Source organism: Pseudomonas sp. ICMP 3272 (assembly GCF_001466905.1).
GTDB classification, from domain to species: domain Bacteria; phylum Pseudomonadota; class Gammaproteobacteria; order Pseudomonadales; family Pseudomonadaceae; genus Aquipseudomonas; species Aquipseudomonas amygdali.
In genome coordinates, this window is the sequence record NZ_LKEK01000038.1 from 97,822 (window position 1) to 123,940 (window position 26,119).

Genomic DNA, 26,119 nt, shown 5'->3' on the forward strand with positions numbered 1-26,119 from the left:
GGAAGGCCCGGGCTCGTCGAGCAAGGCGTCATGGGCAGTCGCGCAACTATAAGGGCATTGCCGGGGGATTGCTCTGCACACCCCATCAGCTATCGGAAACCCGTCAGTGTTTTATTCAACCGCCTGCTCGGGTTTAATGGCCTTATCTCGCCATATGCGCTCAAGCGCTATGCTGCTATTACTTCAAAACACACAAGAAGGTCAGTTAATGCGAATACTCGTTACCGGGGGCGCAGGTTTCATTGGTTCTGCATTGATCCGCCACCTGATAAACAACACCCAACACGAAGTGCTGAACTTCGACAAACTGACCTACGCGGGCAACCTTGAGTCGCTGCAGTCGATTGCGACCGACACGCGCTACGAGTTTGTTCAGGCCGATATCTGCGATCAGGCCAGCGTCAGTGCGGTGCTGGAGCGGTTCGCGCCGCAGGCGATCATGCATCTGGCGGCTGAGTCCCACGTCGACCGCTCCATCGATGGCCCGGCCGAGTTCATTCAGACCAACATCGTCGGCACCTACAGCCTGCTGGAAGCCACGCGCGCTTACTGGCTGAAACTCCCGGAAACTGAACGTCAAGCGTTCCGCTTTCACCATATCTCTACCGATGAGGTGTATGGCGACCTGCACGGCGTCGATGATCTGTTTACCGAAACCACGCCGTATGCGCCCAGCTCGCCCTACTCGGCGAGCAAGGCGGCGTCCGATCACCTGGTGCGTGCCTGGCATCGCACCTATGGTCTGCCTGTGGTGGTGACCAACTGTTCCAACAACTATGGGCCGTTCCACTTTCCCGAAAAGCTCATCCCGCTGGTGATTCTCAACGCCCTGGCGGGCAAGCCGCTGCCGGTGTACGGCAATGGCCTGCAGGTGCGCGACTGGCTGTACGTCGAGGATCACGCACGGGCACTGCTCAAAGTCGTGACCGAAGGCAAAGTCGGCGAGACCTACAACATCGGCGGCCATAACGAGCAGAAAAACATCGACGTCGTCCGCGGTATCTGTGCGCTGCTCGATGAGCTGGCCCCGCAGTATCCGACGGGCGTCGCGCAATACAGCGACCTGATCACCTACGTGGTTGACCGTCCGGGCCACGACCAGCGCTATGCCATCGATGCCAGTAAAATCGACAGCGATCTGGGCTGGACGCCCGAAGAAACCTTCGAGTCCGGGCTGCGCAAGACGGTACAATGGTATCTGGACAACCTGGATTGGTGCCGCAGGGTTCAGGACGGCAGTTATCAGGGCGAACGACTGGGTTTTACCGACCCAAAGGACCTGATTGCCTGATAGCCCTACGTTTCGGCAGACGCGCGTGAGTGCAGACTGTCGAGCTGCCACCATTTATTGAAGATTGCAGGGGAAGCCACGTGAACGTAGTAGCGACAAAATTGCCGGAAGTCCTGATTCTGGAACCCAAGGTATTCGGTGATGAACGAGGCTTCTTCTATGAAAGCTTCAACGCCAAGGCTTTTCAGGCTGCTACTGGCCTGACCCGTGAGTTCGTGCAGGACAACCACTCGCGTTCGCAGCAAGGCGTGCTGCGCGGCCTGCATTACCAGATCGAAAACGCCCAGGGCAAACTGGTGCGCGTCACCGTTGGCAAGGTGCTGGATGTGGCCGTGGACATTCGCCGCAGTTCGCCGAACTTCGGTCAGTGGGTCGGCGTCGAGCTGTCCGCTGAAAACGCCCGGCAGCTGTGGGTGCCGGAAGGTTTTGCGCATGGCTTCGTAGTACTCAGCGAGAATGCCGAGTTTCTCTACAAGACCACCGACTACTATACGCCGTCAGCTGAGCGTTGCATCGCCTGGAACGACCCGGACCTGGCCATCGACTGGCAATTCGACGGCCAGCCCAATCTGTCGGCCAAAGACCAGCAAGGCAAACGCCTGAAAGAAGCCGATCTGTTTCCCTGAACACATGATCACAGGCCACCCGGCGTAATGTCCGGATGCCTGACAAGCAAGCGGCGGGCATAATACGCGCCTGATGCCCACGTCAGGATCGACCGGGTGTTTCTGTTGCCTGTACCGGCCTTGTCGCCGACAGGCATCGCCAACCCTTCGGCGACGGCCAATCCATGACCATGACTTCTGCTGCTCTGCCGCCTCGCCCTCGCTGGCGCAGCCTTGCCCTTCTGGCACTGTGCCTGGCACCGCTGCTGTGGCCGCTGGAGCATCTGGCCGAACGTTATTACCGCAGCGTGCTGGCCAACCAGAACCGCCAGACCCTGGACCTGTACGTCGCCAACCTGCTCGGCACCCTGCACCGTTATGAAACCCTGCCGCAGATTCTCGGCGACCTGCCCGCATTGCGCGGCGCACTGGCCGCACCGAGCGATGTCACCACGCTGAAAAACGCCAATCGTCTACTCAGCGAGATAACGCGCCAGACCGGTGCCGACGTCATGTACCTGATGGACGCCAACGGCTTGACCCTGGCCGCTTCGAACTCGGAACAGAAAGACAGCTTCATCGGCCGAAACTTTTCCTTCAGGCCCTATTTCATTGATGCGCTGGCGGGCAGAACCGGGCGCTTCTTCGGCCTTGGCACCACGTCGGCCAAGCGTGGTTACTTCTTCGCAGGCCCGGTGCGCGATGGTGATCGGGTGATCGGCGTGCTGGTGATAAAGGTCGACCTGGACCACACCGAAACCCTGTGGGGCAAGACGCCCGAGCAACTGCTGCTGACCGATCAGAACGGCGTGGTAATCCTGACCTCCAACCCTGAGTGGCGCTTTCGAGCGACCCGCGACCTGACCGATGACGAGAAAAAAGCCATCGTCGCGATTCAGTCCTACCCGACCCGCGATCCACGGCCGCTGAGGATTGATGAACACGCCTGGCTGACCCAGACTCAGGCCATCGAAGAAACCGGCTGGAACGTCAACATTCTCGCGCCTCGCGCCCTTGTCGACCGCCAGGTACGCACGGTGGTGGCGATTGGCGGCGCAGCGCTTCTGGTGCTGATGTTGTTGCTGGGGCTGATGATGCAGCGTCGCCGTCATTATCTGGACCGCATCGCCTTCGAAGCCAAGGCACGTCGCGAGCTGGAAATGCGGGTTATCGAGCGCACCAGCGATCTGGAAGGGCTCAACAGTCGTCTGCGTCAGGAAGTGCTGGAGCGCGAACAGGCGCAGCAGGAACTGGTGCAGGCTCAGGACGAACTGGTGCAGACCAGCAAGCTGACCGCGCTGGGCACCATGTCAGCGAGCATCAGCCACGAATTGAATCAGCCCTTGGCCGCCATCCGCAGTTACGCCGAAAACGCCGAAGTGCTGCTTGATCATCAGCGCACCGAAGACGCACGCGGCAACCTCAAGCTGATCAGCGAGCTGACCGGGCGCATGGCCTCGATCATTGCTCACTTGCGCGCCTTCGCCCGCCGTGACCGGCACGCCCCTGAAAGCGTAGCGCTGCAACCGGCGCTGGACGATGCGCTGGCGTTGCTGGCCAAGCGGCGGCGCGCCATGGAAGTCGAACTCATCCGAGACCTGCCGGACGCAACGCTGTGGGTACAGGCCGGTGAAACCCGTCTGCGTCAGGTGCTCGGTAATCTGATCGCCAACGCGCTGGACGCCCTCACCGAAAAAGGCCCGCCGCGCAGGCTGTGGATAAGTGCCGAGCAAACTGCCGAGGGCGTCAATCTGTACATTCGTGACAACGGCCCCGGATTTTCTCAGGAAGCACTGGCGCGGGCCCGCGAGCCGTTCTTCACGACCAAGACCCGCACTCAGGGCCTTGGCCTGGGTCTGGCGATCTGCGATACGCTGATGCGCGCGCTGGGCGGCGAATTGCTGTTCGCCAACCATCCGAGCGGCGGCGCAGTGCTTACCCTGCGCCTGCGTGCCGGCGCTTCCGGGGCCAATCTTCAACCGCCAGAGGACCTTTCCGCATGAGTTCGGACACAGCCATCGACAGCCAGATTCAGGTGGTGCTGATCGACGACGACTCGCACCTGCGTCAGGCGCTTCGCCAGACGCTGGACCTGGCTGGACTGAACGTTCTGTCGCTGTCCGAGGCAACCGGGCTGGCCGAACGCATCGGCCGCGACTGGCCAGGCGTGGTGGTCAGCGATATCCGCATGCAGGGCATGGATGGCCTGGAACTGCTCGACCAGCTTCACGCGCAGGACCCCGACCTGCCGGTGCTGCTGATCACCGGTCACGGCGATGTGCCGCTGGCGGTCAAAGCCATGCGCGCCGGAGCCTACGATTTTCTGGAAAAGCCCTTCGCCAGCGACGCCATGCTCGACAGCGTGCGCCGGGCTCTGGCGCTGCGCCGTCTGGTGCTGGATAACCGCAGCCTGCGCCTGGCCCTGAGCGATCGCCAGCAATTGAGCACACGGCTGATCGGTCAGTCACCGCCAATCCTGCGTCTGCGCGAGCAGATCGGGGCGTTGGCCGGGACTCGCGCTGACGTGTTGATCCTCGGCGAAACCGGTGCGGGTAAAGAAGTGGTGGCGCGCGCACTGCACGACCTGTCCAACCGCCGCAGCGGCCCGTTCGTGGCGATCAACGCCGGGGCGCTGGCTGAATCGGTGGTGGAAAGCGAGCTGTTCGGCCATGAGCCCGGTGCCTTTACCGGCGCGCAGAAGCGACGTATCGGCAAGTTCGAGTTTGCCAACGGCGGCACACTGTTCCTCGATGAAATCGAAAGCATGAGCCTGGACGTACAGGTCAAACTGCTGCGCCTGTTGCAGGAGCGCGTGGTCGAGCGGATGGGCAGCAATCAGCAGATCCCGCTGGACATCCGCATCATTGCGGCGACCAAGGAGGACCTGCGGCAGGCGGCTGATCAGGGCCGCTTCCGGGCGGACTTGTATTACCGGCTGAACGTGGCCTCGCTGCGTATCCCACCGCTGCGCGAACGTGGCGAAGACGCGCTGATGCTGTTCGAACATTACGCTGATGCGGCGAGCATGCGCCACGGCATTCCCAAGCACGAACTCAAGCCCGGCCAGCGGGCGCTGTTGTTGCGTCATAACTGGCCGGGCAACGTCCGGGAACTGCAAAACGCTGCCGAACGCTTTGCGCTGGGTCTCGAGCTGGAGCTGGAAGGCGGCGATGCAGAGCAGGCACCACCGCCGGGCGGCGGCTTGAGTGATCAGGTGGAAAGCTTCGAACGGGCCTTGATCGCCGCCGAGCTGGCTCGGCCGCACAGTTCGGTTCGCAGCCTGGCGGAAGCGCTGGGTGTGCCGCGCAAAACCCTGCACGACAAACTGCGTAAACACGGCCTGACGTTTGGCGACAGCAGCGGAGCTTCCGATGACAACGATTGAGCCTGAGCATGACGCAGCCCGCGAGCTTGAGCAGGTGCTGCACCACGACATTCCGCTGACCCGCGAAATGGGCATGCGCGTGATCGACTGGCACAACCAGACTCTGCGCCTGCACCTGCCACTGGCACCCAACGTCAATCACAAGAACACGCTGTTCGGCGGCAGCCTGTATTGCGGCGCAGTGTTGGCGGGCTGGGGCTGGCTGCACCTGCGGCTACGCGAGGCCGGGATCAGCGATGGGCATATCGTGATTCAGGACGGGCAGATCAGTTATCCACTGCCGGTACGCAGCGACGCCATCGTCCGCTGCGACGCGCCAGAGCTGGCGCAGTGGGACAAATTCATCGCCACCTACCAACGCCGAGGCCGCGCCCGCCTGACCCTGCACACCGGCATCAGCGAGCAGGACAGCAAAGAACAGGCTGTTCGTTTTGTCGGGCAGTTTGTGTTGCACAGGTGAGTGAGGCTGCGCGCAGTTGATGCACTGGTGAAACTGTCTCACCCCCATATGCAGACCTGTGGGAGCGCGCTCGCCCCTGCATACTTGTATCAAGCGAAGAACAGGCCGTGCGCTTTGTCGAGCAGTTCGTGTTGCGCCAGTGAGGCTGCACGCATTGGATGCACTGTACGCAGACCTGTGGGAGCGAGCTTGCTCGCGAAGAGGCCAGTGCAATCTGCGAAAATTCATCGCTTGAACAATCACCTTCGCGAGCACGCGAAGCGTCGCCCGGCTCGCTCCCACGCCCGCCGGGCAGAGGCCTTGAAGCCGGCCTCAGGACTGCGCAAGCACCAGCAGTTTGTCGCGCCATTCGGCGTTGGCAGGCAACGCCAGGAAGAACGGGTTGAGCAGCGATTCGCGTGCCGGGTAGCTGAACGGTTTGCCGTCCAGTTGCAGAACTTCGCCACCAGCGCCTTCAAGCACGCCTTGCGCCGCAGCGGTGTCCCATTGCGAAGTCGGGGCCAGTCGCGGGTAGCAATCGGCAGCACCTTCGGCCAGCAGGCAGAATTTCAATGAGCTGCCGATATTGGTCAGCTGCAAATGCCCAAACCCGCTCGACAGGCCAGCCAGCAAATGCTCCTGCTCCGGACTGGAATGGCGGCGGCTGGCGACCACGGTAAAGGTCTGCCCTTCGCCCGGCTGAGTGCGCACGGCAATCGGCTGGATGTGGTCGATGTCATCGCTGCGCCAGGCACCCAGCCCTGCACCGCCGAAGTAACAACGGTTGTTGGTGGGCATCGACACCACACCGAACACCACACGGCCGTGTTCAATCAGCGCGACGTTGACGGTGAACTCTTCACTGCCGGAGATGAACTCCTTGGTGCCGTCCAGCGGATCGACCAGCCACCAGCGCTCCCATTTCGCTCGCTCGCTGAGCGGGATGTCGGCATCTTCTTCAGAGAGCACATGAATGCTCGGATCAAGCGCCTGCAAGCCCTCGACCAAAACCTGGTGGGCTGCCAGGTCGGCGGCGGTCACTGGCGAGTCGTCGGTCTTGGTGGTGACGGTGACATTGGCTCGCCAGAACGGCAGGATCACCTCGCCCGCCAGGCGGGCCAGTTCAATCACCGGGGCGAGCAGCGGATGTGGCAGGTTTTGTAACGAATCGGTCATGGCTGGAACAATCCACGCTGGGCTAGCAGGTCACGGGTCAGGTACAGCGCAGCAAGCGCCCTGCCTTCACTGAACTGGGCATTCTGCGCAAGACTCGACAGCTCGCGCAGGTTGATCCGGTCGACCCGGATTGGCTCGGGCTCGTCGCCTTCCAGCCGCTCTTCATAAAGGTCAGTGGCGAGGACCACCTGAATTTTCTGGCTCATGTAACCGGGGGACAGCGACAGTTCAGTCAACAATTCCAGTTGCCGGGCACCAAAACCGGCTTCTTCCTTGAGTTCGCGGTTGGCGGCTGCCAGCACGTCTTCGCCGGGCTCGATCAGCCCCTTGGGCAGGGACAGCTCGTAGGCATCGGTACCACCGCAATATTCTTCGATCAATACCGCGTGGTTGGCATCGAGCATGGCCACGATCATCACCGCGCCGGGCCCCGTCCCCCGGCTGGCCAGACGCTCGTAGGTCCGCTCGACGCCATTGGCAAAGCGCAGTTGCAGCTCTTCAACGCGGAACAGACGACTACTGGCGACAATTGCACGGGCAAGTACGGTAGGTTTCTGACGCATGACAGGCTCCTTTACATGAACGAGGTACTATACCGAGCTTTTCCCGATGTCTGTGTCGGATATGCTTACCCGCTCTCAACCCCTGACGAGGCCTGAATGCTTTCCATGCCCTGGAGCGAAATCGATACCGTCCTGCTGGATATGGACGGCACGTTGCTCGACCTGCATTACGACGAACACTTCTGGATGCAACACCTGCCGCAGCGGTATGCCGAGCTACACGGCATCAGCTTCGCCATGGCCTGGCTGGAGTTGAAACCGCTGTTCGAAAACAACGCGGGCACGCTCAATTGGTACTGCCTGGACTTCTGGAGCGCCGAGCTTAAACTGTCGGTTCGCGACCTGAAACGCGAAATTGCGCACATGATTGCACTGCGCCCGGACGCCGAGACCTTTCTCGCCGCCATCAAGCAAGCGGGCAAACGGGTGATCATGATCACCAACGCGCACCGCGATTCGTTGTCGCTGAAGATGGAGCGAATCGAGCTGGCGCCTTATTTCGAACGCCTGATCAGCTCTCACGATTACGGCTTTCCCAAGGAAAGCCAGCATTTCTGGGACGCCTTGAAGGCCGAAACAGCCTTCGACCCGGCACGCAGTCTGTTTATCGACGACACCTTGCCGATCCTGCGCAGCGCCCGCCACTTTGGTGTAGCCCATTTGCTGGCTGTCAGCCAGCCCAACAGCCAGAAAGGCCCGAAAGACACTGAAGAGTTCGCTGCGGTGGACGATTATCGGGAGCTGATCAAGGGCGTGCTCCATCCTTAAGCCTGAACGCGTAGAATCGGCTGTCTGGACGGCCCAGCGGAGTGAATATGGACATCAAGCAACTTAAGTTTCTGATCGCCCTCGATGAAACGAGGCACTTCGGCCATGCGGCTGCGCGTTGCAATATCACCCAGCCCACCTTGTCGATGCGCCTGCGCAATCTGGAAGAAGAGCTCGGTTTGCCCCTGGTCAATCGGGGCCAGCGTTTTGAAGGCTTTACTGCGCCTGGCGAACGCGTGTTGGCCTGGGCACGCACGGTACTGGCGGCCTACGACGGCCTGCAGGCGGAAGCGGCTGCCTGCCGGGGGCATCTGGTCGGCACACTGCGCTTGGGTGTAGTGCCGCTGTCGAGCTTCGATCCGCTGCCATTGCTGCACCGGCTGCACCAGATGCACCCCAATCTGCGCTTCGAGCTGTCGTCACTGAGTTCCGAGCAGGTGCTGGAACAACTGGCGAGCAATCGTATCGATCTGGGCGTTTCGTACCTGGAACGGCTGGACACCGAACGCTTCGACTCGCTGACCCTGGACGACACGCGCATGGGGCTGCTGTATGACCGTCGGCACTTTACCTTTGGTGACGAACCGTTGAGTTGGGCCGATCTGGTCGAATTGCCGCTGGGCACTCTGACCAGCGGCATGCATTTTCGCCAATCGATCGATCACAACTTCCACAGCCGTGGCCTTCAGCCCAATCCATTGATCCAGACCGATGCCGTTCATCAGTTGCTGCAGGCCGTCCATGGCGGTTTTTGCTGCGCGATCATGCCGCTGGATGGCGGCCTGGAAACGCTCACCGAGCATTTGCGCCTGCACCCGATCGCCGACGCCCGTACGCTGGCCCGGCTGGGGTTGATCATGCGCCGCAGTGCACCGCGCTCGGCACTGGCTGAAGCCTGCTTTGCACTGGTAGCAGAAATGCCGCGCTAGAGCGTTGATCGACGTCATCTATCGGCACATCAGCACTAGCGATTAGACGGCTTACCAGAACGGGCCTAGTCTTGCAGATGTCATTCTGCCGGTATTTCAGCCCATGCCCGTTACGCGCAAGGTCAGCTCGGCGTCCTTTGCTACGCCAGCCCCCGAAGCAAGCCAGTCTTACAGCTACTCGAACCTCGAGGGCACGGACTCTGCACGTAACGAACTTGCCGAAGAAGTGGCACTGGCGATTGCCTACAACGGCATCAGCCAGGCAGTCATGCTGGTCAGCCCCACCGATCTGGAAGACTTTATCGTCGGCTTCAGCCTGGGCAGCGGCATCATTGCCTCGCAGGACGAAATCTACGACTTCAAAATCAGCGGTTGCGACTCGGCGATGCAGGCCGAAGTCGAAATCGCCAGCCGTGCCTTCTGGGAACTCAAGCAACAACGTCGGCAACTGGCCGGCACCAGCGGTTGCGGGCTCTGTGGCGTTGAAGCGGTAGAGCAGGCACTGCCCGAGCTGAACGTGTTGCCCGGCGCAACCTTGCCGCCGATTGAGTGGCTGGAAGGCCTGCGTCAGCGCATCGGTGAGTTCCAGCCGCTTGGCCGCCATTGTGGCGCTGTGCATGCTGCGGTGTTCATGGACGGTAACGGCCAGCTGTTGCTGGGACGTGAAGACATTGGCCGCCATAACGCGCTGGACAAGCTGATCGGCGCATTGATCCGTCAGGACATCCCCTTGGCAGGCGGCGTCGCCATCGTGACCAGCCGCTGCAGCCTGGAACTGATTCAGAAAGTATTGCGCGCCGGCATCCAGACCCTGGTCAGCCTGTCGTCGCCCACCGGCCTGGCCCTGCAATGGGCCCGCCGCCACAACCTCAATTTAATTCACCTGCCGCAGCACAGTGCGCCGCGGGTCTATAGCCCTGCGATGGAGATTCAAGCGTGAGCACTCATCATCAAGCCGACAAGACACCTATCCCCCGCTACAAGCCATACAAAGGTGCGGCAGGCGGCTGGGGCGCACTGATCAGCGTGACGCAACACTGGCTGGGCAGTGACAACGCGCTGAAGAACCTGCGCATGATGCTCAAGACCAACCAGAATGGCGGCTTCGACTGCCCTGGCTGCGCGTGGGGCGATTCGCCGGAAAGCGGCATGGTCAAGTTCTGCGAGAACGGCGCCAAGGCGGTCAACTGGGAAGCCACCAAACGCCGTGTCGATCCGGCCTTCTTCGCCCGCTACAGCGTCAGTGCATTGCTGGAGCAGAGCGACTACTGGCTTGAGTATCAGGGCCGCCTGACCGAGCCTCTGGCCTACGATGCCGAAACTGACCGTTACAAGCCGATCAGCTGGGACAACGCATTCGCGCTGATCGCCAAGCACCTGAAGAACCTGCCCAGCCCGAACATGGCCGAGTTCTACACCTCGGGTCGCGCCAGCAACGAAGCGGCGTACCTGTATCAGTTGTTCGTGCGCGCCTATGGCACCAACAACTTCCCGGACTGCTCGAACATGTGCCACGAAGCCAGTGGTGTAGCGCTGTCGCAAAGCGTCGGCGTGGGCAAGGGCACCGTGACGTTCGAAGACTTCGAACACGCCGACGCCATCTTCGTCCTCGGCCAGAACCCCGGCACCAACCACCCGCGCATGCTGGAACCCCTGCGTGAAGCGGTACAACGCGGCGCGCAGGTGGTGTGCGTCAACCCGTTGAAAGAGCGTGGTCTGGAGCGTTTCCAGCACCCTCAGCACCCGGTCGAAATGCTCACCAACGGTGACCGTCCGACCAACACCGCCTACTTCCGCCCTGCCCTGGGCGGCGACATGGCGCTGTTGCGCGGCATGGCCAAGTTCCTGCTGCAATGGGAGCGTGATGCACAGCTGGCGAATGAGCCGTCGGTCTTTGATCACGCGTTCCTCAACGAACACACCGAAGGCGTGCTTGAATACCTGGCCGCCATCGATGACACGTCCTGGGACGAGATTGTCGAGCAGTCCGGCCTGCCGCTTACTGACATCGAACAGTCAGCACGCATGTACGCCAAGGGCAAGAACGTCATCATGTGCTGGGCAATGGGTATCACCCAGCACCGCCATTCGGTTGCGACCATTCAGGAAATCGCCAACCTGATGCTGCTGCGCGGCAACATTGGCCGTCCAGGCGCAGGCCTGTGCCCGGTGCGCGGTCACAGTAACGTGCAGGGTGACCGCACCATGGGCATCAACGAGCGCCCACCGGTGTTCCTGCTCGATGCTCTGGAGAAACGCTTCCAGTTCAAAGTGCCCCGCGAAAATGGCCACAACGTGGTCGAAGCCATTCACGCCATGGCCGAAGGTCGCGCCAAGGTGTTCATCGCGCTGGGCGGCAACTTCGCCCAGGCAACACCGGACAGCCATCGCACTGCAGAAGCCCTCAGCAACTGCGACCTGACCGTACAGATCAGCACCAAACTGAACCGCAGCCACCTGTTCCATGGTAAGGACGCGCTGATCCTGCCGTGCTTCGGCCGTACCGACATCGACATCCAGGCCAACGGCCCACAAGCCGTGACGGTGGAAGATTCGTTCAGCATGGTCCACGCGTCCAACGGACAGTTGAAGCCGTCGTCGAAGCAGATGCGTTCCGAGCCTGCGATCATCGCCGGTATCGCCAACGCAACACTGGGCAAGGCACCTGTGGACTGGTTGTGGCTGGTCGAAGACTACGACCGCATTCGCGACCTGATCGCCGATACCATCCCCGGTTTCAAGGACTTCAACGAGCGCGTAAAACATCCGGGTGGCTTCTACCTGGGCAACGCCGCCGGTGCACGCCGCTGGAACACAGCCTCGACGCGCGCCAACTTCAAGTCCAACGCGTTGCCGCTGAGCCTGATCCATGAAGACATCAGCTCGACCGGGCAGATTCCGGACCTGATCATGCAATCGATGCGCTCGCACGATCAGTACAACACCACCATCTATGGCCTGGACGACCGTTATCGCGGCGTCAAAGGCCAGCGTGATGTGCTGTTCGTCAACGAAGCCGACATCATTCGTCTGGGCTTTCAGCCGGGTCAGAAAGCTGACGTGATCTCAATCTGGAGCGACAACCGCGAGCGCCGCGTCAAAGGCTTCACCCTGCTGGCGTTCGACATTCCGGCCGGTCAGGCTGCGGCCTACTACCCAGAGGTCAACCCGCTGGTACCGCTGGAAAGCGTTGGCGATGGCAGCAGCACGCCAACGTCGAAGTTCGTAGCCATCCGTCTTGAGCGATCGGCAGAGTCCGCCCGCATCATCTGACGTCCTTAAAAGACGCCCACAAAAAAGGCCCGTTTCGCTGGAAACGGGCCTTTCACAAGTAACCTCAGACTCTCTTTTCCGACTTAAGTTCCTTAGCCAAAACAATAACTTAGCAGTTTGTGTGGCAATCGTGTTACTCGTCGGATTTGCATTGCTACATTCTTCACTTGACACCAAGATCGCGCCGTCATCCCTATGAGATTCCATACATGAAGTATTCCTCGATACTGTTGTTGTCTCTTGCCTTGATCAGCGGTGCAGCCTCTGCAGGCAACCTCGAATCAGGCGCAGGCGGAGCATTGGGTGGGGTACTCGGCTCGGTCGTCGGTCAACAGCTCGGCGGCAGCACCGGTTCAGCGATTGGCGCTGGCCTGGGTGGCGCAGCTGGCGGTGCGGTCGGTGCAGACCGTCGCAACCGTACAGAAGCAGCCATTGGCGGCGGTCTGGGCGCAGCAGGCGGTAACGTTGTAGGCCGCAGCGTTGGCGGCAGCACCGGCAGCCTGATCGGCTCGGCGGTGGGCGGCGGTGGTGGTGCCGCACTTGGCAACTACATGGGCAACGAAAGCCGCAGCGATGATCGTCGTTATCGAGGTGGCCGTGATGATCGTCGCTACTACCGCGATCATGACCGTCGCCCGAAGCACCACGGCCATCGTCGTCATCGTGACTGATACAGCCGCTATTTACTGATTTACTGATGAATCAAAACCGGCCGCTCTTGAGCGGCCGGGTTTGTTTTAGAGCATCGCCTGCACCCACGCCCTCACCTGCGCATACGGATAATCCTCCAGCAAGGCAAAACCGCCGGTGGCGCGAGCCTTGAGTTTGGTGAACAAAGGCACGCTGATGCCGCACAGAAAGCGCGTCAGGCATTCGGCGCTGGGCGGCTGGCCGGTGTAGTCCTGATGCTTGTGGATAAAATCGCCGCACACCTGCTGAAAATCCCGGCCCTCCAGAGGCTCCAACGCTGGAGGCTGTGGAAGATGGGCGATCTGACCGTGACAGACCGAGCAATGGCCGCATTGCTCGGGCGCATTGTGATCACCGAAGTAGCGCGCCAATCGATGAGTCAGGCACTGATCACTGGAGAACACCTCAAGCATTGCATGAATGCGCGCAACTTCAGTGGCCTCGTGGTGGGCGAAATAATCGTGCAGCTCGACGCTCAGCGCCTGCGGGTCAAAGTCACTGCGCAACACGCTGTAGACCTCGGTCATCTGCTTGCTTTCGAGCTCGATCCAGCCCTTTTCCTGAAAGTAATCCAGCGCCTTGACCACCCGCCCACGCTCGGCACCGTATTGCTGGTACATCGCGTCAAAGTTGACCGTGGCCCAGGTACGCGCCCGGCTGGACGTATCGATCAACGCCTGAACGAATTCGCGCCGCTCACCCTCGAAACGCGCCATCAGGTCGTGCGGCTGAAGCAGAAACTTGAAGCGGTACTCGGCGAAGTAAGCGTAACGCGGTGCGATGATTCCGCGCAGTTCCAGCTGCACCAGCAGGGTCTTCAACGGTAGCTGACGGATATTGCTGAGATCCGCCAGCGGCCCGAGCAGAAACTCCCACTGCCCGTCATGGCGTGCATCGAGCAGATCCGCCAGCACACGGGCGATACCTTCGCGCTCCGGCGTGTCGCCATACACAAAGTTTTCCAGCACATTGAGGCTGTCGCGGTTGGCCAGCACCAGACAATCCGAGGCACCACCATCGCGCCCTGCCCGGCCGATTTCCTGGCTGTAGTTCTCGATGGATTTGGGCAGGTCGAAATGCACCACATTACGGATGTCGCTTTTGTCGATACCCATTCCGAACGCAATGGTCGCCACGATGCAGTTCAGGCTGCCGCCCATGAAACGCTTCTGAATCGACTCGCGCTGATCATTGGGCAGCCCGGCATGGTAAGCACTGGCGGGCAGGCCATTCTGCTCAAGGTGCGCGGCGACATGCTCGGCGGTCTTTTGCAGCGTCACGTAAACGATTGTCGGTTGGCCGCGCCGCTCATTGAGCCACTCGACCAGCATGCGCCTTTTGTCACGCCCGCTGACCGGCCTGACCAACAGGTGCAGGTTGGCGCGGTAGAAGCCGGTGGTGATGACGTCCTCCGGGGCAATGGCGAATTTGTCCTGCATGTCGGTAATGACCTGCGGTGTCGCGGTCGCGGTCAGCAGCAGTGCCTGAGGGATGTTGAATTCGCGCTGGTAGTCCGGCAGCTTCAGATAATCAGGCCGGAAGTTATGCCCCCACTCCGAAATACAGTGCGCCTCGTCGACCACCAGCAAGGAAATCGGCACCTGGGCGATGAAGTTGCGGAAACGTTCGTTCTTGAGGCGCTCGACCGAGATCATCAGGATCTTCAGCTCTCCGGAGCGTGCGCGTGCGATGACGTCGGCGACGTCATCGCGGCTTTGCGCCGAATCAATGCTTGCTGCGGCAATGCCGTGGCGGTGCAAAAAGGCAAGCTGATCCTGGATCAGCGCCAGCAACGGCGAAACCACCAGCGTCAGATTGGGCAGCAGTAGCGCAGGCAATTGGTAACATAGCGACTTGCCTGAGCCCGTCGGGAAAATTGCCGCAGCCGAGCGTCCGGCCAGCACGGCGCTGATCGCTGCCTCCTGGCCTGGCCGGAACTGCGTGTAACCAAAAACCTGCTCAAGACGCTGGTGCATTCGCGGTTCATCCATCAGTCAAACAAAACGGTCCCAACCTTAGCGCGACAGGCCAAATGCATACACCACCAAAGCGTTACAGAAACACGGCGCGTGGCCGATAACGTTGAGATTTCATGCCTGCTGCGTCAGCAGGCGCGGCGCTCACCTTCATACCGCTTGATCTGGAGCAGGAATGGATTCCACACAGCAACCCGAAGACGACGGGATCATCCGCATTCAGCGCCTTGTGCCGGGCCAGGTCGATGTCGTTCTGGGCGCACATCCAAGCCGTAAACTCAGCGCTCGACCGGACAAGTCGCGGTCCTACTGGCTATGGCTGGCAGGCCTTATCGTTACGGGTTGCCTGGCCGGGTTGGTTGTGTGTCATGCACGAAGCCCAAAGGTGGCACTGGCACCACCTGTCGAGCGACCTGCACCTGAACCAGAGACCACCATGATCGACAGCGAACCGACAATGGTGGCAAGCCCCGCGCCGGCGCCGTCGACCAAGGCACCCGACCTTTTACCTGTCGCCGCAACCAGGGAACAGCCCGCCGCCGTGCAGCCGCTGGATAACTGCATGAAAAGCGGCAATGTCATTGATGAGAGCGTGTTGAACTGTCGCTTTGGCCAGGTCCCTCGTCCCGCTCAGGCAGAACCGGCGAAAGGCATGGTGTCCGCAGACTACATGGCCGACTTCAAGGCCAACGCTGCACGCAACCCCGCTCGCCCGGCTCGGCCCTACAGCGTCGCAACGGCCTCCATCCGTGAATGGGACGGCAGAAACCGCTATCGGGCGCAGTGGCGGGTTTACGGCAACACCATCGACGGCGACAGCGTCTGCGAAAACTTCGCCATTCGCTCATTCGAACGGCGCGAGTGTCGCAAGGCTGCGCAGGTCAACTTCAAGGAGGAATGCCGGGAGTGGACCAAACGTGCTGCCCGAAATCGCGACGAGGACAGTAAAAATGCCGAGCAGCGTTATTGTGAAGTGGCGGCGACTTTCTCGCCTTAGCAACACCTTGAACCCCTCTGGAGCAACTGTTTCGCCGCTAAAACCGGTTTTTTGATGCGTACGTTCACGGCCATCCACATACAAAACCTTACACATGTATAGCCAAAGGCTTACACGCAATAGGGAAGGTTGGCTATTTTTCACCTGCTATCAGCGCCGTAAGATTGGATCCAACAACTGGCGAACAAGGAGTTCGCCAGGATCAGGGACGATCGACCATCGCCGGGAAGGCAGCCGACAGGGAGTTGGAATGGTCTTGGTACAAACCCGCTTCGGCGGGTTTTTTATTGCCTGCGATTTTTGCTGTCGGCAAACCTGCAGATGCAAAATATTTCCTGACGCCAGCATCCCTGCCCCTCACCTCGCTGTTCGAGCATGAACATGTGAGGTATAGCGAAAGGCTTACACGCGGCGGGGCAACTTGGCTATTTCCGAACCTGCACGCGGCGCATAAGATTGGATCCATCAAGTGGTGAACAGGGAGTTCACCAGGATCAAGGATGATCGACCATCGCCTGGGAGGCGTCCGACAGGAAGTCGGGATGGTCTTGGAAAAACCCGCTTCGGCGGGTTTTTTGTTTGCTGCAAGAAAGTCCGGGGACGTTTATCAGCAAGCACCTTCCTACTTGCGCTCGGCAACAATCGGCGTGCGCTCACTCACTCTCCTGCTGCCACCTGCACCACTGGCGGTGCCATCATCCCTCATCCTAGAAATATCAGCTCACAAGACGGCATCGTGATTTTATCGTCTCGACGGCGCAAACAGCGGGCAAATAAGTTTACCTTTTTAAGCTTAATTGCGTTCAAAATCGGATCCAGATAACGCTCCAAAGCCCTTATAAATCAAGGCTTACGGCTATATTACTGCTGCAATATTAACCAGTAGTGGCTCATAGCAATCATTGCTTACTGTAACAAAACCGAGAAAATATCCACCGTCTGTAGGAACTTTCCTACTGAAAATAGTGCCATAGACCACACTGCTGGCTAGACGACATCTATATGCCAGCACCAAATCCTTCCTCATAGTGGCGGTGCGTTTTGCTTTACGCACATGGCAAAACCACTTCATGAGCAGGTGTGCAGTCGAGAAATTCGCAACTCTTCCCCGTCCCCGGTCTGATCCGGGAAGCGGTCGTGAAGGGTTCAAGGACGATGTACCGATGACTCAGACGTTCGATATAGAAGCATTGATCAAGCTGCGCAAGCAGACGCGCGCTATTTCCGACGCGCTCAAGGTGCAGGCGTCCGACTATCTGTCGACCCTCGCGTTGCTGATACGCCCGCAGACATTCTTCGGTGAATACCTGCAGGGCGCGCAACGCAGCAGCGGTCGAGAAACTCAGCACCATTTCAAGGAGCTCAAGGAGCTCTATGACCGCATTGCATCGGCAGAGCCGTTCAAGCTGGTCAATGAACTGGAAGTGCCGCTCAACCTGATCAGTACGACGCCCGAGCTGTTCCCGCTCGAATACGACATGGTGCTGTCACAAAGCGGGCAGACCATACGCATCACCAGCCCGGTGCGCTGGGTGGTGGGCTTCAACTCCTTCGATCTGGCGCAGTTTCGCAAGGTAATCAAGGACCCGAATCGCAGTAGCGCCGAGCTGTATCGCTACGTTGTGCATTATCTGGTCCTGTTCTATTGCCTGAGCAAGTCACCGGGCATGAGCCGCCTTTTCGAAGGGTTGCGCTTCCCGGTCAGTTTCGAGCGCTTGAAAGACTTCGGCGATCTGCCGTTCTGCGTGATCAGCTCACCGGTGCGCTCCGAGCTGCCGGATGAGTCGGTCATTCGCAACAGCACGCAGATCGCAGGCAATACAAGCTTCGAAGAGTTGGTCGGGCACGAAAACATTCTGGAAATGAACGATGAAATCCGTCAGCGCCTTTTGCTGACGATTGAAGGACTCTAATCGCGCCCGGCCTGTCCAGGCCCGGTACGCAAACGACTTGCAGCGAGTTGCTCGCACAGGAGATGACGATGGCGAAGAAGGAAAGTACCCAGCACAAACTTGACCGCGTTCGCGCGCCTCGGGTCCATATCACTTACGACGTTGATATCGGCGACGCTCAGGAAAAGAAAGAGCTGCCATTCGTTGTAGGCGTTCTAGGCGATTTCTCCGGCAACCCCCTGGAGCCGCTGCCCAAGCTCAAGGATCGCAAGTTCATCTTCATCGATCGCGACAACTTCAACGGCGTCCTTAAAGGCATCAAGCCGCGCCTGGCGTATCGCGTCGACAACACCCTGGCCAAGAACGGGACTCAGCTTGGCGTCGAATTGAACTTCAATGCGCTGGAAGACTTCGAGCCGCAGAACGTCGTGCGTCAGGTCGAACCGCTGCGCAAGCTGCTGGAAGTGCGCAACAAGCTGGCTGACCTGCGCAACAAGATGGGTGGCAACGACAAGCTTGAAGAGCTGCTGATGGACGTGTTGCAGAACACCGAAAAGCTGAAAACCCTGGGCAAGGAATTCGGCCGTGAAGCCGCCGTTCCAGCCACCGACAGTAAAGAGTAAGGAGGAGCCTGACGATGACCGATAAGCAAACCGTGACTCAGCAGGACAGCGCTCTGGTTGAAGTTGAAAACCTGGCACCGCAATCCTCCCTGCTCGACAGCATCATTTCCGAAAGCCGCGTTGCGCGCTCAGAAACCGAGCGCACTCGTACCCGCGACCTGATCGGCGAACTCGTGGCCCAGGTGCTGGAAGGCGAGATGACGCCGAGCAAAGACCTGATCGCCGTACTCGACGCGCGTATTGCCGAGATCGATTCGATGCTCTCCGAGCAGATGAACGAAATCATGCACGCCCGTGAGTTCCAGCAGCTGGAAGCGTCCTGGCGCGGCCTGAAGTATCAGGTTGACCAGACCGAGACCAGCACCACGCTGAAGATTCACCTGCTCAATGCGTCGAAAAAAGACCTTGTGCGAGACCTCAAGGCGTCGTCCGAATTCGACCAGAGCGCACTGTTCAAGAAGATCTACGAAGAAGAGTACGGCACCTTCGGTGGTGCACCGTTCGGTATGTTGCTGGGGGACTACGAGTTCAACCGCAGCCCGGAAGACATGTACCTGCTGGAAGAGATCTCCCACGTGGCAGCCGCCGCCCACGCGCCGTTCATTTCCGCGGCATCGGCTGAGCTGTTCGGCTGGGACTCGTTCACCGACATGGCTGGCCCTCGCGATCTGGCGAAGATCTTCGACACGGTCGAATATGCCAAATGGAAGTCGTTCCGCGCCTCTGAAGACTCCCGCTATGTCGGCCTGACCCTGCCGCACGTGCTGGGTCGCCTGCCGTATGGTCCGGATACCACGCCAGTCGAAGAATTCAACTTTGTCGAAAGCGTCGACGGCCGTGACCACAACAAATACTTGTGGATGAACGCTGCCTACGCACTGGGCACCCGCGTGACCGATGCATTCTCCCGCTACGGCTGGTGTGTGGCGATCCGCGGCGTGGAAGGCGGCGGTCTGGTCGAAGGCCTGCCGACCCACACCTTCAAGACTGATGACGGCGAAATCGCGCTGAAATGCCCGACTGAAATTGCCATCACCGACCGTCGCGAAAAAGAGCTGTCAGACCTGGGGTTCATTCCTCTGGTGCACTGCAAAGGCACCGACTATGCCGCATTCTTCGGCACTCAGTCGACCCAGAAGCAGAAGCAGTACAACACCGACATTGCCAACGCCAACGCGCGTCTGTCGGCGCAACTGCAATACATCTTCGCGACCTCGCGTATCGCTCACTACATGAAAGCGATCATGCGCGACAAGATCGGCAGTTTCGCATCGCGCAAGGATGTCGAGTTGTTCCTCAACAAGTGGCTGTCCAGCTACGTGTTGCTGGATGACACCGCCAGTCAGGAAGCCAAGGCCAAGTTCCCGTTGCGCGAAGCGCGTGCCGAAGTGTTTGAAGTTCCCGGCAAGCCTGGCGTCTACAAGGCCGTGACCTACCTGCGTCCGCATTACCAACTCGATGAACTGACCGCATCGTTGCGTCTGGTCGCCGAATTGCCGCAATCGACTCGCGGCTGATCCAACACTTAGCCAGGGAGGCAACATGAGTAGTCAACACAAGCTGTTGCCTTCATTGCTGGATCGGTTGCTCGACGATCGTCCGCATCAGTCCGTGGAATCGTCATCGCAACGGTTGAGTTCGCTGGCCGATTACAAGGCCAGCATCGTTCGTGACCTGGAGATTCTGGTGAACACTCGCCAGTCTCTGGTCGCTAACGAGCTGGAAGGTTTCGCCAATCTGAGCGGCACCATCCTCGATTACGGTATGCCCGACTTCACCAGTAGAAGCGTGCTCGACCCACAGGATCGTCTTTTGATTCAGCGCCAGCTGGAAAAGGCAATTTCTGTCGGTGACCGACGTTTCCGCAGCGTGAAAGTCCAGTTGCTTGCACAACAGACCGGCCAGCGCATGCTGACTTTTCGTGTGGACGCAGTACTGCGTCTGCAGGACATTTCGCGTCAGGTTTCCTTTGACGCCGTGCTGCAGGTCAACACTCAGGAATACAAAGTGCAGAACCTCAACTGATGCTCGACGATCTGCTGCCCTATTACGAGAAGGAACTCTCGCACCTGCGCTTTCTGGGCCAGGAATTTGCCGCTCAATATCCGAAGATCGCTTCGCGATTACTGATTGAGGGCGACAACTGCGAAGACCCGCATACCGAGCGTCTGATCGAGGCGTTCTCGTTCCTGTCGGCGCGCGTACACAAGAAACTCGACGATGAGTTTCCTGAAATCGTCGAGTCGTTTCTGGAGGTGCTGTACCCGCACTACCTGCGCCCTACCCCTTCGATGTCCATCGTCGAGTTCAACATGGGCAAGCAGGAAAAAGTCACCGAATCCTATCGTGTAGCCCGGCACACCGAGCTGCACGCCACACCGATAGACGGAATAGTGTGCAAGTTTCGTACGTGCTACCCGGTCGAACTGTGGCCAGTGGCAGTGCAAAGTGCTTCGTTCATTGAAATGGAGCGTTCGGCGTTCAACGGCCACAGTGCAGACCTGATTGCGCGCTTGCGCATCGGCCTGGGTGCGACCTCCGACGTCCTGTTCGGCAAGATGGAACTGGACCGGCTGCGCTTTTTCCTTGATGGCGAAAGCACGCTGATGCATCAACTGTATGAGCTGCTGTTCAACAACCTGGCCAAAGCGACCCTGTCGTTCGAAGACGAAGGGCGCATTCGTGAAGTGGTGCTGCCCGCCGACGCCCTGAAGTCTGTCGGTTATGGTCTGGATGAAGGGCTGGTGGATTACTCGGAGCGTTCGTTTCTGGGTTATCGACTGCTGCACGAATACTTCACCTTCCCTGACAAGTTCATGTTCTTCGACCTGTCAGGCTTTGCCCGTATTCTGGCTGGCAAAGAGATCGCCAAAGTGGAAATCAATTTCTACTTTTCCGACTACGACCTGACGGATCGTCTGGCACGCCTGACCCAGAACATCGGCCGTAACAATTTCAAGCTCAACTGCACGCCGATCATCAACCTGTTCCGCCAGCAGGCCGAGCCCATCAAGCTGACCCACGTTCAGCATGAATACGCGGTAACGCCGGATGTGCGCCTGCAAAGCTCTGCCGAAGTGGTCTCGATCGATCGCGTACGCCGGGTGAAGAAGATCAACGGCAACGATCAGGTCGGTACCTGCCATCCGTTCTTTGAACCACGCGGTGATCAAGGCCCCGGTCAGAGCTTCTGGATCGCCCGGCGACGTCCGACGCAGAGCCGACAAAGCGATGGCTCGAACATGTTCATCCGCGTCGTGGATCGGGATCTGGAACTGATTGATTCCAACAACGACACACTCAGTATCCGCCTGACGTGCAGCAATCGCGATTTACCACTGATGCTGCCTTTTGGCGGCGAGCGCGGGGACTTCAACATTCCCTCCAATTCGGTGATCAAGGACATCCGCTGCCTGCGCAAACCGACGGCGACGGTGCGCGTGCCGCTGGGCAACGGCGTTATCTGGCGGCTCATCTCGCACCTGTCGCTGAACCACATGTCGCTGGTTTCGAAGGGTCGCGAAGTGCTGCTGGAACTGCTGTCGCTTTACAACTACCGCAACGTGTCGGCGATTCGCAAACAGATCAACGGGATCGTATCGGTGACCAGCGAACCGGTTGTGGCGCGCATCGGGCATCCGCGCCCCAACTTTGTACGCGGCGTCGGCATCACGCTGAAATTCGATGAAAGCCAGTACACCGGCAGCGGCGTGTTCCTGTTCGGCATGGTGCTGGACCACTTCTTTGGTCAGTACTGCTCGATGAACAGCTTTACCCAATTAACCCTTCGCACCGTGCAGCGCGAAAAGAGAGTGGTCCAATGGCCCCCGCGAACAGGCGATCAACCCCTGGTCTGATTGACCAGGCAAGGGCTGAGCCGCACCGATTCGAATTTTTTCAGTTGGTGCGTTTGCTTCGCCTGCATTACAGCAGGAACGGGCGCATGGACCTGGAAACCAGGCCGCATGAGGACCCTCTGCGCTTTCGTTCACAGCTGTCGCTGAACTTCCCGGCCAGTGAAGTCAGCGACCTGCAGTTCGAACGCGAAGGCAAGCTCTCGGCGGCCGGTTTGCCGCTGTCCGAGGTGCAGGTCACGTTCATGGGCCTGGTCGGCCCATCAGGCGTGCTGCCGCGCCCGTACACCGAGCTGCTCATCGATCGGCATATTCAGTACCGAGACGACGCTGCGCATGCGTTTCTGGATATTTTTTCGCATCGCATGACCACGCTGTTTTACGAGGCCTGGCAGAAGTACAAGTTTTACATCGAGTACGAGCGTAACGGCACGTCGAACTTTGATCGTTATTTGCTCAACCTGGTGGGTTTCGGCCCCGAAGCGTTGAAGCAAAAGTTCGACAAGAGCGAGTCGCCATTGCGCCGCGAACTGTTCAGCTACTTCTCGGGGATGTTCGCCCAGAAGCCGCGCAACGCCCTGAACCTTGAAGTCATGCTGAGTTTTTATTTCTCGCTGCCGTTCAAGATCCAGCAGTTCGCCGGACGCTGGCTGAAGCTCGACAGCAGCCAGTGCACGCAACTGGGCCGCAAGAACGCCGTGCTGGGGCAAAGCGCCGTGGCCGGCAATCGCGTCTGGGATTACCAGTCGTGCGTACGTATCGAAATGGGGCCTCTGGAACTGGCTGACTACCAGCGCTTTCAGCCGGGCACCGAGGATTACCAGAAGCTTGTTGAACTGGTGCGTTTTTACATCGGCGCCGAACTGGACTTCCAGATTGCGCCGAAGCTCAAGCGCGAAGCTGTACCCGTGGCCCGCCTGGGTCGCCAAGGCAATGTATCGCTGGGCTGGCTTGGCTGGCTCAAACGCCCCGGTGTCGACGTGGAGCCCTCCCGTTGCGCTGTTTTCCATATTCCTTTTGATGGGGTCTCCCTGTGAACCTGAAGTCCCTGTTCGCCAAGCTGAACGAAACGAGCCGCACTGCCACTGAAAGCGCTGCTGCGCTGTGCCTGTCGGAGAACCACTACGACGTTGAAGTCGAGCACTTGCTGCTGCAATTGCTCGACAACAACGATAACGACCTGCCGGTGATCCTGCGCCACTACGATGTGGTGCCTGATCGCCTGCAAGCACAGTTGGTCACCGCGCTGGGGACGTTCAAGAAAGGCAACACACGGACGCCTGCGCTCTCGCCGCACATCACGCGCATGATCGAGCAGGCCTGGGTGCTGGCGTCGATCGAGTTCGGTCAGTCGCAGATCCGCACCGGGCACCTGATTCAGGCCTTGCTGGATGACGATGCCCTGCGCCGCGTGGTCATCGGTTCGGCCCCGGAGCTGGAGAAGATCAACGCTGACGACCTGCGCCTGAACATGAGCGCGCTGGTCGAAGGCAGCCCAGAGACCAAACTGAGCAAGCCGCTGGCCAACGCCGACGCCAGCACGGGCGCAACCACCAAGGGCAACGGCAAGACCCCTGCCCTGGACCAATACACGGTCAACCTGACCCAGAGCGCCCGCGATGGTCGCATTGACCCGGTGCTGGGGCGCGAGTTCGAAGTGCGGCAGATGGTCGACATCCTGACCCGCCGCCGTCAGAACAACCCGATCCTGACCGGTGAAGCGGGTGTGGGTAAAACAGCCGTGGTTGAAGGTCTGGCGCTGCGCATTGTGCAGGGCGACGTGCCTTCGGTGCTCAAGGGCGTCGCCATTCACACCCTGGATCTGGGCCTGTTGCAGGCCGGTGCAGGGGTCAAAGGCGAGTTCGAAAACCGCCTCAAGTCGGTCATCGAAGAAACGAAGCGCAGCCTGCACCCGATCATTCTGTTCATCGACGAAGCCCACACGCTGATCGGCTCGGGTGGCCAGGCCGGGCAGAACGACGCAGCGAACCTGCTCAAGCCTGCCTTGGCGCGTGGCGAGTTGCGCACCATCGCCGCCACCACCTGGGCAGAATACAAAAAGTATTTCGAAAAAGACGCAGCATTGGCTCGTCGTTTCCAAGTCGTGAAAGTCGAAGAGCCTGACGAAGACAAGGCCATCCACATGCTTCGCGGGCTGCTGGCGAAGATGCAGGAGCACCACAAGGTCACGGTGATGGACGAAGCGCTGGTGCAGGCCGTACGCCTGTCCAACCGCTACATCACCGGCCGCCAACTGCCGGACAAAGCCGTCAGCGTGCTCGACACCGCTTGCGCACGCGTCGCACTGGGCCAATCGGCACAGCCAGGCGCGCTGGAAGACTGCAAGCGCCACATCGACAACCTGAACGCAGAAATCACCGTGCTCGAACAGGAAACCGCCAAGGGCAGCGACCACGCTCGCCGTCTGACGGCCCTGCACGAAGAGCTGAAAACCGAACAGGAAACCCGCGAGTCGCTGGAACAACAGTGGAAGCGCGAGCTGGAGCTGGTCGAAAAACTTGGCGCACTCAGCGTTCCGGAAGACGGCGCGCCTGATGCTGAGCAGATCGCTGCAGTGCGTGCCGAACTGGCCAGCGTGCAGGGCGAGCAACCGCTGGTTCACGCGCTGGTGGACGGTGGCACCATCGGTGAAGTGATTTCCGGCTGGACCGGTATCCCGCTGGGCAAGATGCTGCGCGACGAAATAGACACCGTGCAAAGCCTGCCCGCGCTGCTGGGCGAACGCGTGCTGGGTCAGGATCATGCGCTTGAAGAGATCGGCAAGCGCATCAAGATTTCCCGCGCGCGCATGGAAGACCCGAACAAGCCGATCGGTGTGTTCCTGCTGCTCGGCCCGAGCGGTGTCGGCAAGACCGAAACTGCGCTGGCCCTGGCTGACACGCTGTATGGCGGCGAGCGTAACGTCATCACCATCAACATGTCCGAATACCAGGAAGCCCACACAGTCTCCAGCCTCAAAGGCTCCCCGCCGGGCTACGTCGGTTACGGCGAAGGTGGCGTGCTGACCGAAGCCGTGCGCCGCAAGCCTTACAGCGTGGTACTGCTCGACGAGGTGGAGAAAGCCCACCCGGACGTGCTCGAGCTGTTTTTCCAGGTCTTCGACAAAGGCGTGCTGGACGATGGCGAAGGTCGCGAGATCAACTTCCGCAATACCGTGATCATCCTCACCTCCAACACCGGTACTGATCGCATCATGCAGTGGTGCCTGAACACCGAGCAGAAGCCGACCCCCGATGACATCGTGGAAGGCCTGCGCGACGAGCTGAATCAGGTGTTCAAACCGGCGTTCCTCGGACGCTTGACCATCGTGCCGTACTACCCGGTTCAAGACGCGATTCTGGAACGCATCGTCGGCCTGAAACTGGAGCGCATCCGCAAGCGTTTCGAGCGCAATCATCAGGCGGTGCTGCGTTACGACGAAGCGCTGATCAAGGCTATCGCGTCGCGCTGCACGGAAGTCGACAGTGGCGCACGCAATATCGACAACATCCTGTCCAAGACCCTCATGCCGGAGCTCGCTCAGCGGGTGCTGGAGCGGATGGCGCAGGACAAGCCGATTCAGAGCCTGACCATCGACCTGGGCAGCGATGGCGACTTCGCTTACACACTGACCTGATCGATCACCCCATAGGTAAGA

General features: G+C 59.7%; 22 protein-coding genes. 19 read left to right on the forward strand and 3 right to left on the reverse strand.

Annotated elements, in window-relative coordinates:
* The first annotated feature begins 208 nt into the window (after positions 1 to 208).
* From rfbB to AO068_RS06260, 5 genes are all read left to right on the forward strand, one after another.
* Positions 209 to 1,291 (forward strand): dTDP-glucose 4,6-dehydratase, encoded by a 1,083-nt coding sequence (rfbB, locus tag AO068_RS06240; protein ID WP_058407922.1) that lies wholly within the window; start codon positions 209 to 211, stop codon positions 1,289 to 1,291.
* 80 nt (positions 1,292 to 1,371) lie between these two features.
* A complete protein-coding gene (rfbC, locus tag AO068_RS06245) occupies positions 1,372 to 1,917 on the forward strand; it encodes a dTDP-4-dehydrorhamnose 3,5-epimerase (RefSeq protein WP_058407923.1) in 546 nt (181 codons plus the stop codon).
* A 164-nt stretch (positions 1,918 to 2,081) separates the two neighbouring features.
* A complete protein-coding gene (locus AO068_RS06250; RefSeq protein ID WP_054996741.1) occupies positions 2,082 to 3,899 on the forward strand; it encodes a sensor histidine kinase in 1,818 nt (605 codons plus the stop codon).
* Positions 3,896 to 5,281: a sigma-54-dependent transcriptional regulator gene (locus AO068_RS06255; protein WP_058407924.1), complete on the forward strand. Its 1,386-nt coding sequence runs from the start codon at positions 3,896 to 3,898 to the stop codon at positions 5,279 to 5,281. The genes AO068_RS06250 and AO068_RS06255 overlap by 4 nt, the downstream gene beginning before the upstream one ends.
* Positions 5,268 to 5,741 (forward strand): thioesterase domain-containing protein, encoded by a 474-nt coding sequence (locus AO068_RS06260; protein WP_058407925.1) that lies wholly within the window; start codon positions 5,268 to 5,270, stop codon positions 5,739 to 5,741. Before AO068_RS06255 ends, AO068_RS06260 begins: the two co-directional genes overlap by 14 nt.
* Positions 5,742 to 6,053: 312 nt before the next feature.
* Here the strand turns inward: AO068_RS06260 and cysQ are convergent, their stop codons facing one another.
* The gene (cysQ, locus tag AO068_RS06265; protein WP_058407926.1) at positions 6,054 to 6,896 is read right to left on the reverse strand and encodes a 3'(2'),5'-bisphosphate nucleotidase CysQ; all 843 of its coding nucleotides are present in this window, start codon (positions 6,894 to 6,896) and stop codon (positions 6,054 to 6,056) included.
* A complete protein-coding gene (nudE, locus tag AO068_RS06270; protein WP_058407927.1) occupies positions 6,893 to 7,459 on the reverse strand; it encodes an ADP compounds hydrolase NudE in 567 nt (188 codons plus the stop codon). Before nudE ends, cysQ begins: the two co-directional genes overlap by 4 nt.
* Positions 7,460 to 7,555: 96 nt before the next feature.
* On the opposite strand from nudE, the gene yrfG reads away from it, so the two are divergent.
* The 5 genes from yrfG to AO068_RS06295 all read left to right on the forward strand — a co-directional run bounded on the left by yrfG (position 7,556) and on the right by AO068_RS06295 (position 13,100).
* Positions 7,556 to 8,227: a GMP/IMP nucleotidase gene (gene yrfG, locus AO068_RS06275; protein ID WP_058407928.1), complete on the forward strand. Its 672-nt coding sequence runs from the start codon at positions 7,556 to 7,558 to the stop codon at positions 8,225 to 8,227.
* A gap of 47 nt (positions 8,228 to 8,274) precedes the next feature.
* A complete protein-coding gene (locus tag AO068_RS06280) occupies positions 8,275 to 9,156 on the forward strand; it encodes a LysR family transcriptional regulator (RefSeq protein ID WP_002551430.1) in 882 nt (293 codons plus the stop codon).
* Between the two features lie 103 nt (positions 9,157 to 9,259).
* Complete coding sequence (gene fdhD, locus AO068_RS06285) at positions 9,260 to 10,096, forward strand: formate dehydrogenase accessory sulfurtransferase FdhD (RefSeq protein WP_058407929.1); 837 nt, start codon at positions 9,260 to 9,262, stop codon at positions 10,094 to 10,096.
* A complete protein-coding gene (locus AO068_RS06290) occupies positions 10,093 to 12,429 on the forward strand; it encodes an FdhF/YdeP family oxidoreductase (protein WP_005734100.1) in 2,337 nt (778 codons plus the stop codon). Before fdhD ends, AO068_RS06290 begins: the two co-directional genes overlap by 4 nt.
* Before the next feature lie 209 nt (positions 12,430 to 12,638).
* Positions 12,639 to 13,100 carry a glycine zipper domain-containing protein gene (locus tag AO068_RS06295; protein WP_002551428.1) on the forward strand — a complete coding sequence of 154 codons (462 nt, stop codon included), beginning with the start codon at positions 12,639 to 12,641 and terminating at the stop codon, positions 13,098 to 13,100.
* Positions 13,101 to 13,166: 66 nt separating this feature from the next.
* Here the strand turns inward: AO068_RS06295 and AO068_RS06300 are convergent, their stop codons facing one another.
* Complete coding sequence (locus tag AO068_RS06300; RefSeq protein ID WP_058407930.1) at positions 13,167 to 15,095, reverse strand: RecQ family ATP-dependent DNA helicase; 1,929 nt, start codon at positions 15,093 to 15,095, stop codon at positions 13,167 to 13,169.
* Positions 15,096 to 15,270: 175 nt separating this feature from the next.
* On the opposite strand from AO068_RS06300, the gene AO068_RS06305 reads away from it, so the two are divergent.
* From AO068_RS06305 to tssH, 9 genes are all read left to right on the forward strand, one after another.
* Positions 15,271 to 16,092, forward strand: coding sequence for a hypothetical protein (locus AO068_RS06305; protein WP_058407931.1), 822 nt, complete (start codon positions 15,271 to 15,273; stop codon positions 16,090 to 16,092).
* A 500-nt stretch (positions 16,093 to 16,592) separates the two neighbouring features.
* On the forward strand, positions 16,593 to 16,832 hold the full coding sequence (locus AO068_RS28000) for a hypothetical protein (protein WP_144439764.1): 240 nt from the start codon (positions 16,593 to 16,595) through the stop codon (positions 16,830 to 16,832).
* 423 nt (positions 16,833 to 17,255) lie between these two features.
* Positions 17,256 to 18,005 (forward strand): hypothetical protein, encoded by a 750-nt coding sequence (locus tag AO068_RS06310; protein ID WP_002551426.1) that lies wholly within the window; start codon positions 17,256 to 17,258, stop codon positions 18,003 to 18,005.
* Between the two features lie 68 nt (positions 18,006 to 18,073).
* Positions 18,074 to 18,607: a type VI secretion system contractile sheath small subunit gene (tssB, locus tag AO068_RS06315; protein ID WP_002551425.1), complete on the forward strand. Its 534-nt coding sequence runs from the start codon at positions 18,074 to 18,076 to the stop codon at positions 18,605 to 18,607.
* Positions 18,608 to 18,621: 14 nt separating this feature from the next.
* Positions 18,622 to 20,124, forward strand: a complete 1,503-nt coding sequence (gene tssC / locus AO068_RS06320) for a type VI secretion system contractile sheath large subunit (RefSeq protein WP_058407932.1) — start codon at positions 18,622 to 18,624, stop codon at positions 20,122 to 20,124.
* A 25-nt stretch (positions 20,125 to 20,149) separates the two neighbouring features.
* A complete protein-coding gene (gene tssE / locus AO068_RS06325) occupies positions 20,150 to 20,632 on the forward strand; it encodes a type VI secretion system baseplate subunit TssE (protein WP_003420335.1) in 483 nt (160 codons plus the stop codon).
* Complete coding sequence (gene tssF, locus AO068_RS06330; protein ID WP_044324050.1) at positions 20,632 to 22,464, forward strand: type VI secretion system baseplate subunit TssF; 1,833 nt, start codon at positions 20,632 to 20,634, stop codon at positions 22,462 to 22,464. Before tssE ends, tssF begins: the two co-directional genes overlap by 1 nt.
* Positions 22,428 to 23,498, forward strand: coding sequence for a type VI secretion system baseplate subunit TssG (tssG, locus tag AO068_RS06335; RefSeq protein ID WP_058407933.1), 1,071 nt, complete (start codon positions 22,428 to 22,430; stop codon positions 23,496 to 23,498). Before tssF ends, tssG begins: the two co-directional genes overlap by 37 nt.
* Complete coding sequence (gene tssH / locus AO068_RS06340) at positions 23,495 to 26,098, forward strand: type VI secretion system ATPase TssH (protein ID WP_058407934.1); 2,604 nt, start codon at positions 23,495 to 23,497, stop codon at positions 26,096 to 26,098. The genes tssG and tssH overlap by 4 nt, the downstream gene beginning before the upstream one ends.
* Positions 26,099 to 26,119: the final 21 nt, after the last annotated feature.

What these genes read in the sequence shown, in the direction of transcription:
- rfbB (WP_058407922.1), top strand. Translation starts at nt 209, where the DNA reads ATGCGAATACTCGTTACCGGGGGCGCAGGTTTCATTGGTTCTGCATTG.
- AO068_RS06250 (WP_054996741.1), top strand. Translation starts at nt 2,082, where the DNA reads ATGACCATGACTTCTGCTGCTCTGCCGCCTCGCCCTCGCTGGCGCAGC.
- AO068_RS06255 (WP_058407924.1), top strand. Translation starts at nt 3,896, where the DNA reads ATGAGTTCGGACACAGCCATCGACAGCCAGATTCAGGTGGTGCTGATC.
- AO068_RS06260 (WP_058407925.1), top strand. Translation starts at nt 5,268, where the DNA reads ATGACAACGATTGAGCCTGAGCATGACGCAGCCCGCGAGCTTGAGCAG.
- cysQ (WP_058407926.1), bottom strand. Translation starts at nt 6,896, where the DNA reads ATGACCGATTCGTTACAAAACCTGCCACATCCGCTGCTCGCCCCGGTG.
- nudE (WP_058407927.1), bottom strand. Translation starts at nt 7,459, where the DNA reads ATGCGTCAGAAACCTACCGTACTTGCCCGTGCAATTGTCGCCAGTAGT.
- yrfG (WP_058407928.1), top strand. Translation starts at nt 7,556, where the DNA reads ATGCTTTCCATGCCCTGGAGCGAAATCGATACCGTCCTGCTGGATATG.
- AO068_RS06280 (WP_002551430.1), top strand. Translation starts at nt 8,275, where the DNA reads ATGGACATCAAGCAACTTAAGTTTCTGATCGCCCTCGATGAAACGAGG.
- fdhD (WP_058407929.1), top strand. Translation starts at nt 9,260, where the DNA reads ATGCCCGTTACGCGCAAGGTCAGCTCGGCGTCCTTTGCTACGCCAGCC.
- AO068_RS06295 (WP_002551428.1), top strand. Translation starts at nt 12,639, where the DNA reads ATGAAGTATTCCTCGATACTGTTGTTGTCTCTTGCCTTGATCAGCGGT.
- AO068_RS06300 (WP_058407930.1), bottom strand. Translation starts at nt 15,095, where the DNA reads ATGCACCAGCGTCTTGAGCAGGTTTTTGGTTACACGCAGTTCCGGCCA.
- AO068_RS06305 (WP_058407931.1), top strand. Translation starts at nt 15,271, where the DNA reads ATGGATTCCACACAGCAACCCGAAGACGACGGGATCATCCGCATTCAG.
- AO068_RS28000 (WP_144439764.1), top strand. Translation starts at nt 16,593, where the DNA reads ATGATCGACCATCGCCTGGGAGGCGTCCGACAGGAAGTCGGGATGGTC.
- AO068_RS06310 (WP_002551426.1), top strand. Translation starts at nt 17,256, where the DNA reads ATGACTCAGACGTTCGATATAGAAGCATTGATCAAGCTGCGCAAGCAG.
- tssB (WP_002551425.1), top strand. Translation starts at nt 18,074, where the DNA reads ATGGCGAAGAAGGAAAGTACCCAGCACAAACTTGACCGCGTTCGCGCG.
- tssC (WP_058407932.1), top strand. Translation starts at nt 18,622, where the DNA reads ATGACCGATAAGCAAACCGTGACTCAGCAGGACAGCGCTCTGGTTGAA.
- tssE (WP_003420335.1), top strand. Translation starts at nt 20,150, where the DNA reads ATGAGTAGTCAACACAAGCTGTTGCCTTCATTGCTGGATCGGTTGCTC.
- tssF (WP_044324050.1), top strand. Translation starts at nt 20,632, where the DNA reads ATGCTCGACGATCTGCTGCCCTATTACGAGAAGGAACTCTCGCACCTG.
- tssG (WP_058407933.1), top strand. Translation starts at nt 22,428, where the DNA reads ATGGCCCCCGCGAACAGGCGATCAACCCCTGGTCTGATTGACCAGGCA.